We start from the raw sequence: 15,550 nt of genomic DNA, 5'->3' as shown, positions 1-15,550 counted from the left end.
GGCCTATCATCATTATTACTCTTCTTCCTCTCCAAAGTGATTTGGTAATCCCTTGCAAAATCCTGGCGTAGCAGTGATGCGGGCGGTCAGAAACACGGCGTGGTATCCCAAGCGCCGCGCTTACCGTACGTTGTTCTGGCGAGAAATCACCCCATTAGCCGTGCCCATCTTTATCGAAAACCTCTGCGTGATGCTGATGGGCGTCCTCAGTACCTTTTTGGTGAGCTGGCTGGGTAAAGAAGCGATGGCGGGCGTCGGTTTGGCCGACAGCTTCAACATGGTGATCATCTCCTTCTTTGCCGCCATCGATCTCGGCACCACGGTGGTGGTGGCGTTCAGCCTGGCGAAACGCAACGGCAAACGTGCGCGAGCCGCCACCAGACAGTCGCTGGGATTGATGACCGCGCTGGCGTTTGTGCTGGTGATCGCCATCGAGTTTTGGGGGCATCTGATCATTGATGTGATTGCCGGCAGCGCCGATCCCAAAGTGAAAGAGCTGGCGCTGAGCTATCTGCAAACCTCGGCGTGGAGCTATCCTGCAGCGGCAATTGCGCTGATTGGCAGCGGCGCGCTGCGTGGCGCGGGCAATACTAAAATCCCGATGCTGATCAACGGCGGCATGAACATTCTCAACATCGTGATCAGTAGCGTGCTGATTTACGGCTGCCTCGGTTGGGAAGGTATGGGTTTTGTTGGTGCCGGATTGGGCTTAACCATTTCGCGCTATATTGGTGCGGCGGCGGCGATTTACGTGCTGTATCGCGGCATTACGCCAGCCCTGAAAATCTCCATCGCCAGCTATTTCCGGCGCTGGGATCGCAATATTCTGATGGAAGTGTTGGGCATTGGCGTGCCCGCCAGTATTGAATCGGTACTGTTTAACGGCGGTAAGCTGCTCACGCAGATTTTTGTCGCTGGCATGGGTACCAATGAGATCGCCGGTAACTTTATCGCCTTCTCGATTGCTTCGCTGATTAACCTGCCAGGTAACGCGCTGGGATCGGCGTCGACCATTATTACCGGCCGCAGGTTGGGACTGAATCAGGTGATGCAGGCTGAACGCCAAATCAAACACGTGTTCTGGCTGGCGATGATTGGATTGTGTTCGCTGGCGTTGATCACCGTGCCGCTTGCCGGAACACTCGCGCAGTTTTACAGCCGCGATCCGGAAGTCATTTCAGTTACCAAGCATTTGATTTGGCTGAATGCCGCCTTTATGCCGATCTGGACCGCTTCATGGGTGCTGCCCGCCAGCCTGAAAGGCGCGCGCGATGCGCGTTACACCATGTATGTGTCAATGTTTAGCATGTGGGGCGCCCGCGTCGTAGCAGGTTATTTCCTTGGGATTGTATTGGGAATGGGCGTGATAGGCGTGTGGCTCGGCATGTTCCTCGACTGGACGGTGCGCGGCGTATTTTTCTGGTGGCGACTCAACAGCGGCAAATGGCTGAACAATTACCGCAAGATGATGGCGAAGAGCAGGGGATAGGGCATTGGCTGGTGCCCATTGTGGGCTCTACGTATATGCATTAATTGGCAATGAAGCGCACAACTAATCGGTTTGGTTATAGGAGAGAATACGGTTTACTGTCAGCGTCAAACATTTGTGGAGAAGCTGACAATGAAACACCTCTTGCAGCAGTGGTTTAACCAACTGATCAATGGCGAGACTGGACCCGCAGAAGAGCGCGAATTCGATCTCAGTAATCATATCGACCTGCTGATTCCCATCAGCCAGCTGTACGGTGTTGAGTTCCATCCTTCGGTGTATCGTTACTATGAGAGATGAGCGCCTGCACCATGTCATCCGCTACAGCTACTGGAATGAGCTGTGCGCTGTTGAATAAAGAACCCGCTCTAGCCAGCGGGTTTTTTTATGCCTGAAATTTGACCCTTCGTTCAAAAAAATTCATCAGATTTTTACACTCTCTATCAATTGTCTTGATTCCGTAATTTTTTCGTAAAGAAATGTATTCCTAACTCGCGGCTTGCGTGTAAGATAGAAAAGTAAATGATAACCATTGGCGTTATCATTTAGGTGTCACGCCAGCTCAACGCCTTGCCGCCGGAATGCTTCTGCGCCAGGCCCTCCGCTGATGTGATGTGCGCGTCAATCATTACAAGAAACTCACTCCCTTAAAAATGGATAAAAATCGCAACCTGCCGTTTGGCAGCTTCAATTCCCTGACCTTGTTCACCGGGCTTTGCATTGGTATTTCTCCTGCTGCCGCATTAGCGGCAGAAAATGCCAACAAAAAATCTGACGATACCTTAGTGGTTGAAGCGCATACGCCATCGCTGTATGCCCCCAACGCATCTGCCGATCCGAAATTCAATCGTCCGCTGGTGGATACCACCCGCACCATGACGGTGATTCCGGATCAGGTGATTAAAGATCAGGGCGTAACCAATCTTACCGACGCGCTGAAAAACGTGCCGGGCGTGGGCGCGTTCTATGCGGGGGAAAACGGCAGTTCTACTACCGGTGATGCGGTGTATATGCGCGGCATTGATACCTCCAACAGCATTTACGTTGATGGTATTCGCGATATTGGTAGCGTGACGCGCGATACCTTCAACACTCAGCAGGTTGAAGTGATTAAAGGGCCATCGGGCACCGATTACGGACGCAGCGCGCCGTCAGGTTCGATTAATATGATCAGCAAACAGCCGCGCCTCGATACCGGGCTCGACGCCTCAGTCAGCGTTGGCAGCGCGTGGATGCGTCGCGGCACGCTGGATTACAACCAGGCGATCAATGACAACGCCGCGTTCCGCCTCAATCTGATGGGTGAGAAAACGCACGATGCGGCGCGTGATAACGTGCAGAACGAGCGTTATGGCGTTGCGCCATCGCTGGCGTTGGGTCTGGATACTGCAACGCGCTTGTACCTCAACTATCTGCATGTGCATCAAAACAATACGCCCGATGGCGGCATTCCAACCATTGGCCTGCCGGGCTATTCGGCGCCGAATGCGGCGACATCGGCACTGAACAATTCAGGCAAAGTCGCGACCAGTAACTATTACGGCACCGATTCTGACTTTGATAAATCGACCACCGACAGCGCCACCATACGCTTTGAGCACGATATCAACGACAGCACCACCATCCGCAATACCACACGTTGGTCGCGCGTAAAGCAGGAATATCTGCTGACGGCGGTGATGGGCGGCGCCACCAATATCACTGCCCCGAACCGGAACGATGTGAATAGTTGGAGCTGGTCGCGCCTGGCGAACACCAAAGACATCAGCAACCGCATTCTCTCCAACCAAACCAACATCACCTCGAAGTTTTATACCGGTTCGGTTGGGCACGATGTCAGCGCGGGCGTGGAGTTTACGCGTGAAAATCAAACCAACTACGGCGTCAATGCGATCACCCCGCCATCGGTTAATATTTACCATCCTATCAGCAGCATTTCGGTGGGGGGATTGGACAGGAATGGTGCCAATGCTAACGGGCAAACCGATACCGCAGGCATTTACGCCTTTGATACGCTCGCGATTACCAACAGTTTTGAGCTGAACGGCGGCATTCGTCTCGATAACTATCACACCGAGTATGACAGCGCGACCGCCTGTGGCGGCACCGGACGCGGTGCGTTGACGTGCCCAGCTGGCGTGCCGCGCAATACGCCGGTTACCACCGTGGATACCGCAAAATCGGGCAATCTGGTGAACTGGAAAGCCGGTGCGCTTTATCGTCTGACCGAGCAGGGCAACGTCTATGTTAACTATGCCATTTCTCAGCAACCGCCAGGTGGCAGCAGCTTTGCACTGGCCGCAGGCGGCACCGGTAATAGCGCCAACCGCACCGACTTCAAACCGCAGAAAGCCAAGTCCAGCGAAGTGGGCACCAAATGGCAGGTGCTGGATAAACGTCTGTTGCTGAATGCGGCGCTGTTCCGTACCGATATTGAAAATGAGGTCACCGCTAACGACGACGGCACCTATTCGCAAGCCGGTAAAAAACGTGTGGAAGGCTATGAGCTCTCAGCTACTGGCAACATCACGCCAGATTGGGAAGTGATCGCCGGCTATACCCTGCAGCATGCGTCAGTGACCGAAGGGGATAGCGTATCGCAGGACGGATCTTCTGCGCTGGCTTACACGCCGAAGCACGCCTTTACGCTGTGGACCAACTATCAGGCAACCGATGCGATTTCAGTCGGTGCCGGTGCGCGTTATGTGGGCAGCCTGCGTCGCGGCAGCGATGGTGCGGTCGGTACGCCGGATCACACCGAAGGTTATTGGGTCGCCGATGCCAAATTGGGCTACAAGGTGAACAACAACCTCGATCTGCAGCTCAACGTGTACAACCTGTTTGATACCAACTATGTTGCGTCAATCAATAAGAGCGGTTATCGCTACCATCCAGGCGAGCCACGGACTTTCCTGCTGACGGCAAACGTGCATTTCTAAGTTAACGTCGTGGGGCGTGCGCGCCCCACAATTTTTGAGAGAACAACGCGATGATGTATCACATTCCTGCTGTACTGACGCCGGAAGAGGTAGCGAGTTTTAGCACGCTGCTGCAACAGGCCGAATGGATCGACGGAAGGGCGACGGTCGGCAGCCAGGGCGCGACGGTGAAAAACAATCAGCAGATCGATACCCGCACGCCACTGTACGATCAGCTGCAAACCGCGGTGATGCAGGCGCTGAACAACAACCCGCTGTTCTTTTCCGCTGCATTACCACGATCGATTTCCACGCCGCTGTTTAACCGTTATGAGCTGGGCGAAACCTACGGTTTTCATGTCGATGGCGCGGTACGCCATAACGGCGCGGCGGGCTGGATGCGAACCGATCTCTCCGCCACGCTGTTCCTCAGCGAACCTGAAAGCTACCAAGGTGGCGAGTTGGTGATTGAAGACACGTATGGTCAGCACAAGGTGAAACTGCCAGCGGGCCATCTGGTGCTGTATCCGTCGAGCAGCCTGCATTGCGTCACGCCGGTTACCCAGGGTGCGCGCGTCGCTTCATTCCTGTGGATTCAGTCGATGGTGCGCGACGATAAACAGCGCGCCATGCTGTTCGAGCTGGATCGCAATATTCAAAGCCTCAAAGCGCGTCACGGTGATAGCCCAGAGCTGTTGTCGCTGCTGAACATGTATCACAACCTGCTGCGCGGCTGGACGGAAGTGTAAAAGCAAAAAGCCCGCTTAGTTTCCTAAGCGGGCTTCTCTAAATATGGCTCCTCTGACTGGACTCGAACCAGTGACATACGGATTAACAGTCCGCCGTTCTACCGACTGAACTACAGAGGAATCGTGTGAACGAGGCGAATATTAATGGCGCCCCTTGCAGGTGTCAACAGCTTAAAACACATTTGTATTCAACTGGCTAGCATTAGTACAAAGCGATCGCGATTTAAGCAGGTTCTGCTGTTAGCATCGCCAGTCGCGCCAGGGGATCCTGACGATAGAACTGCTGCAGATGGCGATACATCGCCGGGAAACGGTTAGCCAGTAAATCCGGTGCGCTGAAAAAATACTCCGATAGCACCGCAAAACATTCAGCCGCATCGCTGGCGGCGTAAGGATCGATGGTCGCCGCCTGTTCACCGACTAACTCAACTTCCGCTTCAATCTCCGCCATTGCCTGCAGCAGATCTTTCTCCCAACTGGCGACATCGCGCAGCGCCATCACCGGAATGCCGCTGGTATAGCCGCTGCCGCGCGCATCGAGTTTATGCGCCACTTCGTGGATCACCAGGTTAAAACCGGAGAGATCGAGCGAATCCTGAATATCCAGCGCATTCAGCACCACCGGACCTTGCGTCCAGCTTTGTCCAGCGTGCACCGCCGGCGCGTGATGCACCAGGCCGTTATCATCTTCCCAGCGATCGTCGACATTGAAAGGTTCAGGATAGATCAGCACTTCATGAAAGCCATCAAGCCATTCGAGACCGAGCTTCAACACTGGCAAACAGAACAGCAGCGCCAGACGCGTCAGTAACAGTTCATCGAGTTGCAGGCCTTGCAGCGGCGAGATTTTTTTCTGCTGCAGGAAGCGTTGCGCCAGCGTAACCAACGCGGTTTTTTCATCAGGATCGAGCAGTGAAAAGATCGGCTGCGCCAGCGCCTGTTGCCAGGGTAGCGCCAGTACTGAAGTCTCTATTTGCGCATGCCACGGCCATTTGAACATTGCGTCACTCACTCTTCAGACGAAAACAGTATCCTGGCGCGGCAAAGGGGAAATTACCAGCGCGTAATCAAAGCCGAAGATTCAACCAGTTAATGGGGGATTTGTCTGTGATTGGCGTGGCAAAGCGGGAAAGTAAGTTTGCCCTCACCCCAACCCTCACCCGCAGGCGTGAGAGGGAGCTTACTGTGCAAATCTTCACGTGCTCCCCAAACTTCTACATCGCTAAAAACGGTTCCCTCGCCCGCTTGCGGGAGAGGGTTAAGGGGAGGAGACGTTTTATCGTTCAACCCGCTGGAACGCGATTACCCAAACCCACGGGTTCACTTCCCAGCTGGTGGCGCCGTACTGTTTCTGCCACGCTTTGCGGTACGCTTCTTTTGGCGATTCGGAATTCATATTCATGGTGAAGAAGTTATTCAGGAAGTGCGAATCGGTCTGCACGCCTTCCGCCATGATGTCATCTTCACTAATGTCCTGAATCTTCTCGGCTCGCACCGAGGTGATTTGCAGGTCGATGCGGCTGGCCCAGCGCGGCATATGAATCGCGGTTTGCCAGCCAAACTGCTCGGCATTCTGCATATTCTCATCCAGCTGTCCTAATTCATTACTGTCAGCGCGATATTGGCAGTAAGCCGCATTGCGGAACGGCAGAGGATCGCGTTCGTAATCCGCCAGCATCGCCTCCGGCACGATCGGGCCGCGCCAGGTTTCACGTACCCACAAACCATCGCCCGCCTGACCAAATGGGCAGTGCGAACTGACATCGGTCATCGACATCAATTTATAGCCGTGCAGATGATTGGCACTGACATCAAATGCGTGTACGCCTTCATGATGATCCTGACCCGGACCAAAGGCTTGAGTTTTCATAATGCGCCGGGTCTGCGTTTGCTGGCCAACCAGCAGGGCGCGTACCCGCTGTTCGGAAAAAAGAATCGGCCGTTCTTTCATTGCATACCTCTTAATGTGTCACAAACCCGGAAACTGCGAAGAATCCCCTAACATCCGTAGATGTGAGAGCTAGCATAATGGGTTTGAATCAGTTTGCTTAATAATTTGTCGACTTAGTATCAGGCTATTCTGGCAATTTTAGATGTAAAAAATGGTTCATAAGCAAAATGTGTGCTGAAAAGGACTTTGCAAGGGATCAGAAGCCATAAATTTTCCAGATACAGTACGTTATAAAGGCCATTATGGGAACCTTTTCAGATTATGCCGTGTTGATCTGCCTCTAAGAAGCCCCATTTATCAGCACAGATAACTGGAATTTATCCCTAAAGCGAAATTTGTTGATGACGCGAATATATTAAACCTATTGAACAGAGTTATTTAACTAAAACGCACTAAGGAAATACCGAAATCGCAATGGCTGCTGTGCAAGCGGCGTTAACAGCGTTATAACAAGATCGGGATCTCATTTTTTATGCCTGGCACCGCCTGGACGGATGTAAAAAAAGTGTCATGACCAGGCCGCTATGATGTCCGCAGGAACGTAGATAACAGCAATAACAGGAGAAGCACGATGTCACTTACTCACTGGCAACAACGCTACGAGAATTGGCTGCAGCTCAACTGGCTGCATGACGACAAAGCCCACGATATCGCGCACCTGCGCCGCGTCTGGATGAGTGCTAAGCGCATCATGCAGCACAGCGACGCCGATCCTATGGTCGTGATGACCGCCTGCTATTTTCACGATGTGGTCAACCTGCCGAAAAACCATCCCGAACGTCATTTAGCGTCAACTTATGCCGCGCAAGAGACGCGCCGCATACTGCAACAAGATTTCCCCGACTTCCCGTTCGAACGGCTGGATGCCGTTGCGCACGCGGTGCAGGCTCACAGCTTTAGTGCGCGTATCGCGCCGCAAACGCTGGAAGCGAAAATCGTGCAGGATGCCGATCGTCTCGAATCATTAGGTGCTATCGGCCTGGCGCGCGTTTTCTATACGGCGGGCGCGTTAGGTCGTCCGCTGTTTGATAGCGAAGATCCGTTAGGAAAGGATCGCGAACTAGATGATGTGAAGTGGACCTTGGATCACTTCCAGAAAAAGCTATTGGGTTTACCGCAAACCATGCAAACCGAAGCTGGACGCCTGTTGGCGGAACATAACGCCGATTTTCTGGTCCACTACATGGGCAAACTTTGCGCCGAGCTGCAGGGCAATTTGACCTCCATCGATGAATCAGTGTTAAGAGATTTCAGCCCTATACACTCGTAATATTAAATTTTTATGACAGTCTGTTAACTTTCATCTGCTTCCGCTACGTTGTTGTAAATCAAAAGGGAGTATGAAAATGACCGAGACCGTTAACTTAACCATCAAAATTGACCCGGCACTGAAAGAGCACATCAAACAGTTAGCCGCCGATAACCAAATCTCCATGAGTCAGGAGATCGTTAATCGCCTGCAGGCCAGTTTAGATGCGGGTGCGCAACCGGCCATTGATAGTCTGGATACTCAGGAAGCGGTGGAAGATCAGCTCTCCGCTGCAGAACTGAAGCAGATACGTGCGCTGCTGAAGAAAAGTAAGAAGAAGAAATAAGCAGAAAACCCGTCACTGACGGGTTTTTTTATGCCTGCAGATTAAATACGGAACTGCTGCGCGCGCTGCGCCAGGCGGTCCGATAAGGCGCGCAATTGCACTGCCGATTGCACCTGATGGGCGTTAAGCGCTTCGTTCTGCTGCAGCTGTCCGCTCATCTCCACCACTTCCAGCGCAATCTTTTTTACCCGATGACTCTGCGCGGCACTGTTTTGCTGCAGCTCGTTCAGCTGCGTCACCACGCCAGACACCGCGCTGCTGATCTGCGCGAACAGCACCTCCAGCGCTTTCACCTTATCGAAGCCAGCATGCACATGTTGCTGCGTATGCTGAATCAATCCGTCAATCTGGCGCGTCGAGGCACCGCTTTGCTGCGAGAGCAAACCCATCTCTTTGGCGACCACCGAGAAGCTGCGGCCGTAAGCGCCGGCATGTGCCGACTCAATTGCGGCATTCAGCGATAACAAACGCGTCTGCATCGACAAGTCATCCAGCATGCCAACAATCCCGGCGATGTCATCCGACGCGGTGACAATCTGCTGCATCTGGGTTTCCATCTTATCGACTTCCAGTGCGCAGTTACGCATCAACGCATCGGCAGATTGCGCTTCCTGCGTCGCCTGCTGCGAGAACTGGGCACCAATCTCCACCTCTTCAGAAACGCGATCTAAGCGCTGCGACAGATGATGGAAGCTGGCATTTTGCTGCTGGTGTTGCTGCATCACTTTCTCATTATGCTGTTGCATATCTTCTGCGCCGGCGGCCACGCTGACCGCCACCGTGTTGATGTCGCGCACAATCTGCTGCAAGCCGCGTCGCATGGTCTCAATTGACTGGAACAGCTGGCGCGTTTCCAGCGACTGACGACGCGGAAGGTTTTGCGCATCGACCAGATCACCGGTGGCGATCTGTTCCAGCTGCGCATTCGCGCGACGCAGCGGCAACAATACGCCGCGCATCAGCAGGCTGGACGCCAGCACTAACAGCGTCATCAGTACCGCGCTGACCATCAGCGACAGATTGCGGCTCTGCTTCAAGGTGCTGAGGGTGTTTTGATTCACGCTGCTGAGCTGCTGATTGGCCTGCTCGATTTCACTGAACCAGGCATCATTAAACTGCTGCTGAAATGCCTGCATCGGCACCATAAAAAAGGCGTTGATGTCGTTGGCAGCTAATCCTTTCAGCTGCTCCTGCAATCCTGCCGCTAGCATGGTAAAACCTTGCGCCAGCGGGCTATCCGCATGGGCGTGGTAGGCGGCGAACTGTTGTTGCGCCTGTTTCAACGAGTCATCGGCTGCCGCCGCCAGACTTTTCCAGCTATCCACCGAGCCACTTTGTTGATCCTGCATCAGATAAATACCGGCGCGATGGCTGTTATCACTGGCGGTGAGCAGTTCGATGCGCGCTTTATCCAGCAGGGCCAGACGTTCGCGCAGTTGATTCGCCTGCTGCAACGAGGTTTGCGTCTGGTTAACGTGGGTATTCAGTAGCAGCACGCCGGCAAACTGCAGCAAGCAGAACAGCGCAATGAACAGCAAAAACTGGCTACGTAAACTGGTGAGCCACAGCGGAATACGCGGGGAGAACCGCGCGCGTAACCGCAACGGCAGAGTGATAACAGACAGAAGTGACATCACACGCCTCCAAAAAATAAAACAGGAGTATTGGCAGCACGCGTGACAGTTTGGTGACAGCGGGCGCGATTAGGCGGAAAACAGCATAAAGCGCGGCCCTAAATAAAATTGTGGTCCTGAATCGCTACGTCTTTTGCGCGGCGTACTGTTCAATCAGCGGCAATAACAGTTGTGCCACCGCAGCAAATACCGGCACCACTACCGAGTTGCCGAACTGCTTGTAGGCCTGCGTATCGGAAACCGGAATGCGCAGTTTGGCCTCGTCCGGCGCTTCAAAACCCATCAGGCGGGCACATTCTCGCGGGGTTAAACGACGCGGACGGCGCGCCATATTCTCCGCCTGCTGGAAATCTGCTTCGCCTTGCGCGTGATCCCAGCCGCGATCGATGAGGATTTCCGAACCATCTTTGTAGTAGCGCGCCGATAAAGTACGCACGCAAATGTTCAGATTACGCGGATCGTTAAGGCCAAAGCCGAAGCCGTTACCTTTGGCTTTATGCTTTTTCGCGTATTGATACAGATAGTTCCACAGCGTGGGCGATAGCGTGTATTTTGCTTCCGGCTCGGATTCCAGCAGGCTGTGTAACGACGGCACCTTTTGCGGATAGAGCGCGGGCAGGGCGCGCAACGAAAAGCCGTTGCTGAGCCCGCTATCACGGCGAATGCCCACCAGCACGATGCGCTCACGATGCTGCGGCAGGAAATGGCGCGCATCGATAATTTTCGCATCCGGCAAACCGTCGTCATTGGCATCGGCCACGTCATAACCGAGTTCATCCAGCGTGGCCATGATGATGGCGAAGGTGCGGCCTTTATCGTGGCTCTTGAGGTTTTTCACGTTCTCCAGCACGAAGAACGGCGGTTTCTTGGCGGCGAGAATGCGCGCCACATCGAAGAACAGCGTGCCTTGCGCTTCGCACTCAAAACCGTGCGCGCGACCCAACGCATTCTTCTTGCTCACGCCCGCCAGCGAGAAGGGCTGACAAGGAAAACCGGCCAGCAGCACCTGATGATCGGGAATGGTGCGATCGATATGCTGATAAATTGCCTGCTCATCGCTGATGCCCGCGGGCTGCGTTACCAGACGAATATCACTGTTGAAGTGATGCAACTGTGGATCGCTATACAGATTGGCTTTATAGGTGCGCACCGCTTCTTTATTCCATTCGCTGGTGAACACGCATTGACCGCCAATCTGCTCGAAGCCACGACGAATGCCGCCGATACCGGCAAACAGATCGACAAACTGGAATTTGGCGTCGTCATAGTGCGCCGGACGCTGCGGCAGCAAGGCCTGCAGGCTGGCCACTTCGCGGCTGGAGAGCGCCGGCGCGGCACTTTTACCGGCGCGGATGCGATTCAAACGCGGCACGCTCCAGTCGCGGCCACCGGCTTCAGTTAAGGTGATAACCACATCGCGTGCGGCATAGATATCGAGCACCTGCAGTAACAGCGACGTCGCGTCATCCTGATCGGCGGTTAACGGGGAGGGCGAGACGGGGTCGATAGCGAGCATGCGTTTTTCCTTAACAGTGAAGCGGCTATGCTAACACTCATCACGCAACGAGGAAATTGGCGTGCGGTGTGCTTTCGCTTTTGGCTTAAACCGCTAAAGTTGTAGAAGCGCTAATACAAGGAGACGCCATGGCAGACGTTCACTCGCAAGCCATTCGCAGCAAAAACATGCGCGCGATTCGCAATCAGGATACCGCGATTGAACAGCGTATTGCGTTGATTCTCAAAGATCGCGGCTTCACCTATCGCGTACAGGATAAAGCGCTACCGGGCCGCCCGGATTTTGTCCTGCCCGCTGAGAAAGCGATTATCTTTGTTCATGGCTGCTTCTGGCATCGACATCACTGCTACTTATTCAAAATGCCGGCCACGCGCACCGAATTTTGGAGTGGCAAAATTAACAGTAACGTTGAGCGCGACCGGCGTTACGTCGAACAACTGCGCGAAGGAGGTTGGAAAGTACTGATTGTTTGGGAGTGCGCGCTGCGCGGCAAACTGCAGCTGCAGGACAGCGCGCTGATTGAACGTTTAGAAGAGTGGCTGCTGGCCGCAACCGACAGCAGCGAAATCGACCATCAGGGCTTGCATCACTATCGCGTTGAATAGTGCGAGATTGTTGCTTTTAGCCGCTATAACAGTTTAGATCTCCCTTTTCTCTGGGACGCGGAATTGAGCCATGAGCAGCATCAAACTTACCGTTAAGCGCCTGTATCAACTCCGCGATGAGCGGATGGTGACAACCCAAGCCACGGCGCGCATTTATCTTGGCGACCGGCTGGTAGCCACCGAAGAGATCAGCGGCATGACGGAAAGTCCAGTGAGCAAGTATTTGCACGCCGGGGATCTGACGGGGCCGTTACGCGTCGAATGGGACTGTGCGGGCATCGCCGATATGTCAGTAACGGCGATTGAGCGTTGCCCCTGTTGTCAGGATCACGAACCGGAATAATAAGGAATACCACTTTGGCAGGAACCAGTTTACTCACCCTTCTGGATGATATTGCAACACTGCTCGACGATATCTCGGTCATGGGCAAAGTTGCGGCAAAGAAGACCGCAGGCGTATTGGGTGACGATCTGTCGCTGAATGCGCAGCAGGTTAGCGGTGTCAAAGCCAACCGTGAATTGCCCGTTGTATGGAGCGTTGCAAAAGGCTCCTTTCTTAATAAATTCATTCTGGTGCCGCTGGCGTTATTGATCTCGGCGTTTGCGCCCTGGCTGATTACGCCGCTGCTAATGATTGGCGGTGCCTATCTTTGCTACGAAGGCGTGGAGAAAGTGCTGCATAGCCTCAATCACGATAAGGCTGAGCAGAGTCCGGAGGCGCGTCAGCAGCGTCTCGACAAACTGGCGCAGCAGGATCCGCGGGCGTTTGAAAAGGACAAAGTAAAAGGCGCAGTGCGCACTGACTTTATCCTCTCGGCGGAGATTGTCGCCATCACGCTGGGCATCGTCTCAGAGGCGCCGCTGCTGAATCAGGTGCTGATTCTCGCCGGTGTCGCCATTCTGGTGACCATTGGCGTGTACGGCATCGTGGCGATGATTGTTAAAATTGACGATTTGGGCTTTTGGTTAAAAGAGAAATCTTCCACGGTCGCGCAGGCCATTGGCGGCGTATTGCTGGCCTTTGCACCCTGGTTAATGAAAGCCTTAACGTTAGTCGGCACGCTGGCGATGTTTTTGGTTGGTGGCGGCATTGTGGTGCACGGCATCACGCCGCTACATCACGCTATTACAGAATACAGCGCCGGATTCAACGGTTTGGTCTCGGCACTGCTGAGCAACGGCGCCAATTTGGTGATCGGCTTTATCATTGGGTCGATTGTGCTGTTGGGCGTAAATCTGATTGCTAAGCTGCGCGGCTAGCAGTTATAAAGCGCTGTAAATTTTTAATCACGGTCAGGAGAACGATGATGAACGACGATATGTTTGAATTTGATATCGATGCACAGCTGGAACAGGCTGAAGCCAAAGCGGCAGAAAAAGCCAACGAAGTGCCTGCGGATATCAGCGACGAAGCGGATTGCGAAGGCTGCAAAATCTAATTTTCCTGTCCAGGACGTGCTATCAAAGCCGACAATAAATCTTGTCGGCTTTTTTTATTTACAGAGTTTTTAACTGCTTATTCTGATTTAGTAGCAGTAATAGATTAATCGTATAGGAAAAAATCGGTCACAGCTGCTATACCTAAATTCGGTCATTTAACGATGAAAGAGGGAGGTGCGGTATGATCTTTGCAATCAGTGACGAAGTTCAGCACAAACAGGGCGGACCCACCATGGTGGTCACCGGCTATGCCAGCGGAATGGTAGAGTGTCGTTGGTATGATGGTTACAGCGTGCGACGTGAGGCGTTTCGCAGTGATGAACTTAGTCACGTATCGAGCGCGCAACAGCTGGCCAGTTAAACACATTCGGGACGATGCCCGTCGTCCCGAATGTGGTTCAACCCTGCATTACACCTTGCCGTCGTTATCCTCTTCCACCGCCTGATAAATCCGCTGCAAAATATCCGGAAAAGCCGATTGCACGCGGCTCCAGCTGGGAATAAAGGGTTTCTCATTCGGACGCTCAATAAAGGCTTGTCCGGCATCGAGAATCGCCTGAGTGAACATTTCTACCGCCGCTTCCTCAATGTGCTGATCAAATTTGAGGCCGTTCATGGTGGCTTCGTGGTTGTAGATCTCCATCATGTCCAGCGCATTACGGTAGTAAGTGGCTTTCAACACCCGGAACGAATCGCTGGTGAGCGGCACGCCCATGGTGGCCAGCTTACGCAGCAGCGACTGCACGATGTCATTGCTCATGCGTTTCAATCCGCCGGTACCATCATCTTCGGCCAGCGGCTGATGCTTGTGGTCGTAGTTATCGGCGATCTCAACCTGGCAGGTCTGACGCGTGGTGTAGTTACGATAAATCTCCGACAGCACGCCAATCTCTAATCCCCAATCGCCAGGAATCTTGATGCCGTTGAGCACATGCGTGCGCATGGCAAACTCGCCAGAGAGCGGATAGCGGAAGCTGGTGAGGTAATCGAGATATTCCGAGTGACCGTAGACCTTCTGCAAGGAGCGCAGCAGCGGACCGACCAGCAAACGCCCGACGCGGCCATTCAGCTTGCCGTCGGCGACGCGCGCGTAGAAACCTTTGCAGAACTCATACTGAAACGACGGATTGGCCAGCGGATAGAGCAAACGCGCCAGCATGCCGCGTTCATAGGTGACGATATCGCAGTCGTGCAGCGCCACGCACTGAGTGCGGTCGGAAGCCAGCGTGTAGCCAGTACAGAACCACACATTACGCCCTTTGCCGGGTTGGCTCGGCGATAAACCCTCTTTATCCAGTTCGGCATCCAGCGCTTTCAGGCGTGGCCCGTCATTCCATAAAATGCGATGGCGCTGCGGCAGGCGGGAGAAGAACTCACGCGCAAACAGAAACTGGTCGCGATCGGCGCGGTCGAGGCCAATCACAATCTCCTCCAGGTAAGGTACCTTCGCCAGTTCATTAACGATATTATCCAGCGCCGGGCCTTCCAGTTCCGAGAACAGCGACGGCAATATCAGCCCCATTTTGCGTTTGCGTGAGAAGCGCACCATCTCTTTTTCCAGCGATTCGACGCTGCGGTGGGTGAGATTATGGAAATTAGTAATGACACCATTCTGGTAAAAATCACTCATCGTCTCATCCTTTTGGTTAAAGG

16 protein-coding genes and 1 tRNA gene are annotated in these 15,550 nt (G+C 53.7%); 11 read left to right on the top strand and 6 right to left on the bottom strand.

Annotated elements, in window-relative coordinates; genetic code table 11:
• Positions 1-76 precede the first annotated feature (76 nt).
• The 4 genes from P6287_RS11895 (at position 77) to ybiX (ending at position 5,156) form a co-directional block, all read left to right on the top strand.
• Positions 77-1,489, top strand: a complete 1,413-nt coding sequence (locus P6287_RS11895; protein WP_110868362.1) for an EmmdR/YeeO family multidrug/toxin efflux MATE transporter — start codon at positions 77-79, stop codon at positions 1,487-1,489.
• Between the two features lie 132 nt (positions 1,490-1,621).
• A complete protein-coding gene (locus P6287_RS11890) occupies positions 1,622-1,789 on the top strand; it encodes a hypothetical protein (RefSeq protein ID WP_167391193.1) in 168 nt (55 codons plus the stop codon).
• A 353-nt stretch (positions 1,790-2,142) separates the two neighbouring features.
• On the top strand, positions 2,143-4,428 hold the full coding sequence (locus tag P6287_RS11885) for a catecholate siderophore receptor Fiu (protein ID WP_277973755.1): 2,286 nt from the start codon (positions 2,143-2,145) through the stop codon (positions 4,426-4,428).
• 50 nt (positions 4,429-4,478) lie between these two features.
• Complete coding sequence (gene ybiX, locus P6287_RS11880; protein ID WP_277973754.1) at positions 4,479-5,156, top strand: PKHD-type hydroxylase YbiX; 678 nt, start codon at positions 4,479-4,481, stop codon at positions 5,154-5,156.
• Between the two features lie 44 nt (positions 5,157-5,200).
• Here the strand turns inward: ybiX and P6287_RS11875 are convergent.
• From P6287_RS11875 to P6287_RS11865, 3 genes are all read right to left on the bottom strand, one after another.
• Positions 5,201-5,276: transfer RNA gene (locus P6287_RS11875), tRNA-Asn, on the bottom strand.
• 103 nt (positions 5,277-5,379) lie between these two features.
• Positions 5,380-6,156 (bottom strand): DgsA anti-repressor MtfA, encoded by a 777-nt coding sequence (gene mtfA / locus P6287_RS11870; RefSeq protein WP_101762794.1) that lies wholly within the window; start codon positions 6,154-6,156, stop codon positions 5,380-5,382.
• A 276-nt stretch (positions 6,157-6,432) separates the two neighbouring features.
• On the bottom strand, positions 6,433-7,107 hold the full coding sequence (locus tag P6287_RS11865; RefSeq protein ID WP_101763938.1) for a hypothetical protein: 675 nt from the start codon (positions 7,105-7,107) through the stop codon (positions 6,433-6,435).
• A 571-nt stretch (positions 7,108-7,678) separates the two neighbouring features.
• Here P6287_RS11865 and P6287_RS11860 point away from each other — a divergent pair.
• Positions 7,679-8,377: a phosphohydrolase gene (locus tag P6287_RS11860; RefSeq protein ID WP_192411587.1), complete on the top strand. Its 699-nt coding sequence runs from the start codon at positions 7,679-7,681 to the stop codon at positions 8,375-8,377.
• A 76-nt stretch (positions 8,378-8,453) separates the two neighbouring features.
• Complete coding sequence (locus P6287_RS11855) at positions 8,454-8,702, top strand: hypothetical protein (RefSeq protein WP_008105442.1); 249 nt, start codon at positions 8,454-8,456, stop codon at positions 8,700-8,702.
• Positions 8,703-8,743: 41 nt separating this feature from the next.
• Here P6287_RS11855 and P6287_RS11850 read toward each other — a convergent pair whose 3' ends face one another.
• Both P6287_RS11850 and dcm read right to left on the bottom strand, forming a co-directional pair.
• Positions 8,744-10,336, bottom strand: coding sequence for a methyl-accepting chemotaxis protein (locus P6287_RS11850; protein WP_192411588.1), 1,593 nt, complete (start codon positions 10,334-10,336; stop codon positions 8,744-8,746).
• Positions 10,337-10,460: 124 nt separating this feature from the next.
• Positions 10,461-11,852, bottom strand: a complete 1,392-nt coding sequence (gene dcm, locus P6287_RS11845) for a DNA (cytosine-5-)-methyltransferase (protein WP_277973753.1) — start codon at positions 11,850-11,852, stop codon at positions 10,461-10,463.
• 128 nt (positions 11,853-11,980) lie between these two features.
• Between dcm and vsr the strand changes: the two genes are divergently transcribed.
• The 5 genes from vsr (at position 11,981) to P6287_RS11820 (ending at position 14,258) form a co-directional block, all read left to right on the top strand.
• Positions 11,981-12,457 carry a DNA mismatch endonuclease Vsr gene (vsr, locus tag P6287_RS11840; RefSeq protein ID WP_101763942.1) on the top strand — a complete coding sequence of 159 codons (477 nt, stop codon included), beginning with the start codon at positions 11,981-11,983 and terminating at the stop codon, positions 12,455-12,457.
• A 70-nt stretch (positions 12,458-12,527) separates the two neighbouring features.
• Positions 12,528-12,800, top strand: coding sequence for a hypothetical protein (locus P6287_RS11835; protein ID WP_008105433.1), 273 nt, complete (start codon positions 12,528-12,530; stop codon positions 12,798-12,800).
• A 14-nt stretch (positions 12,801-12,814) separates the two neighbouring features.
• The gene (locus tag P6287_RS11830) at positions 12,815-13,717 is read left to right on the top strand and encodes a DUF808 domain-containing protein (protein WP_101763943.1); all 903 of its coding nucleotides are present in this window, start codon (positions 12,815-12,817) and stop codon (positions 13,715-13,717) included.
• A 44-nt stretch (positions 13,718-13,761) separates the two neighbouring features.
• On the top strand, positions 13,762-13,896 hold the full coding sequence (locus P6287_RS11825; RefSeq protein WP_255253243.1) for a hypothetical protein: 135 nt from the start codon (positions 13,762-13,764) through the stop codon (positions 13,894-13,896).
• A gap of 182 nt (positions 13,897-14,078) precedes the next feature.
• Positions 14,079-14,258 (top strand): DUF2158 domain-containing protein, encoded by a 180-nt coding sequence (locus P6287_RS11820; protein WP_101763944.1) that lies wholly within the window; start codon positions 14,079-14,081, stop codon positions 14,256-14,258.
• Between the two features lie 48 nt (positions 14,259-14,306).
• Here P6287_RS11820 and P6287_RS11815 read toward each other — a convergent pair whose 3' ends face one another.
• Positions 14,307-15,527: a glycosyl transferase gene (locus tag P6287_RS11815; RefSeq protein WP_101763945.1), complete on the bottom strand. Its 1,221-nt coding sequence runs from the start codon at positions 15,525-15,527 to the stop codon at positions 14,307-14,309.
• Positions 15,528-15,550: the final 23 nt, after the last annotated feature.

Source organism: Pantoea sp. X85 (assembly GCF_029623675.1).
GTDB lineage: Bacteria > Pseudomonadota > Gammaproteobacteria > Enterobacterales > Enterobacteriaceae > Pantoea > Pantoea leporis.
The sequence above is the reverse complement of the archived record's forward strand: the minus strand, read 5'-3'. Positions and strand labels throughout refer to the sequence as shown.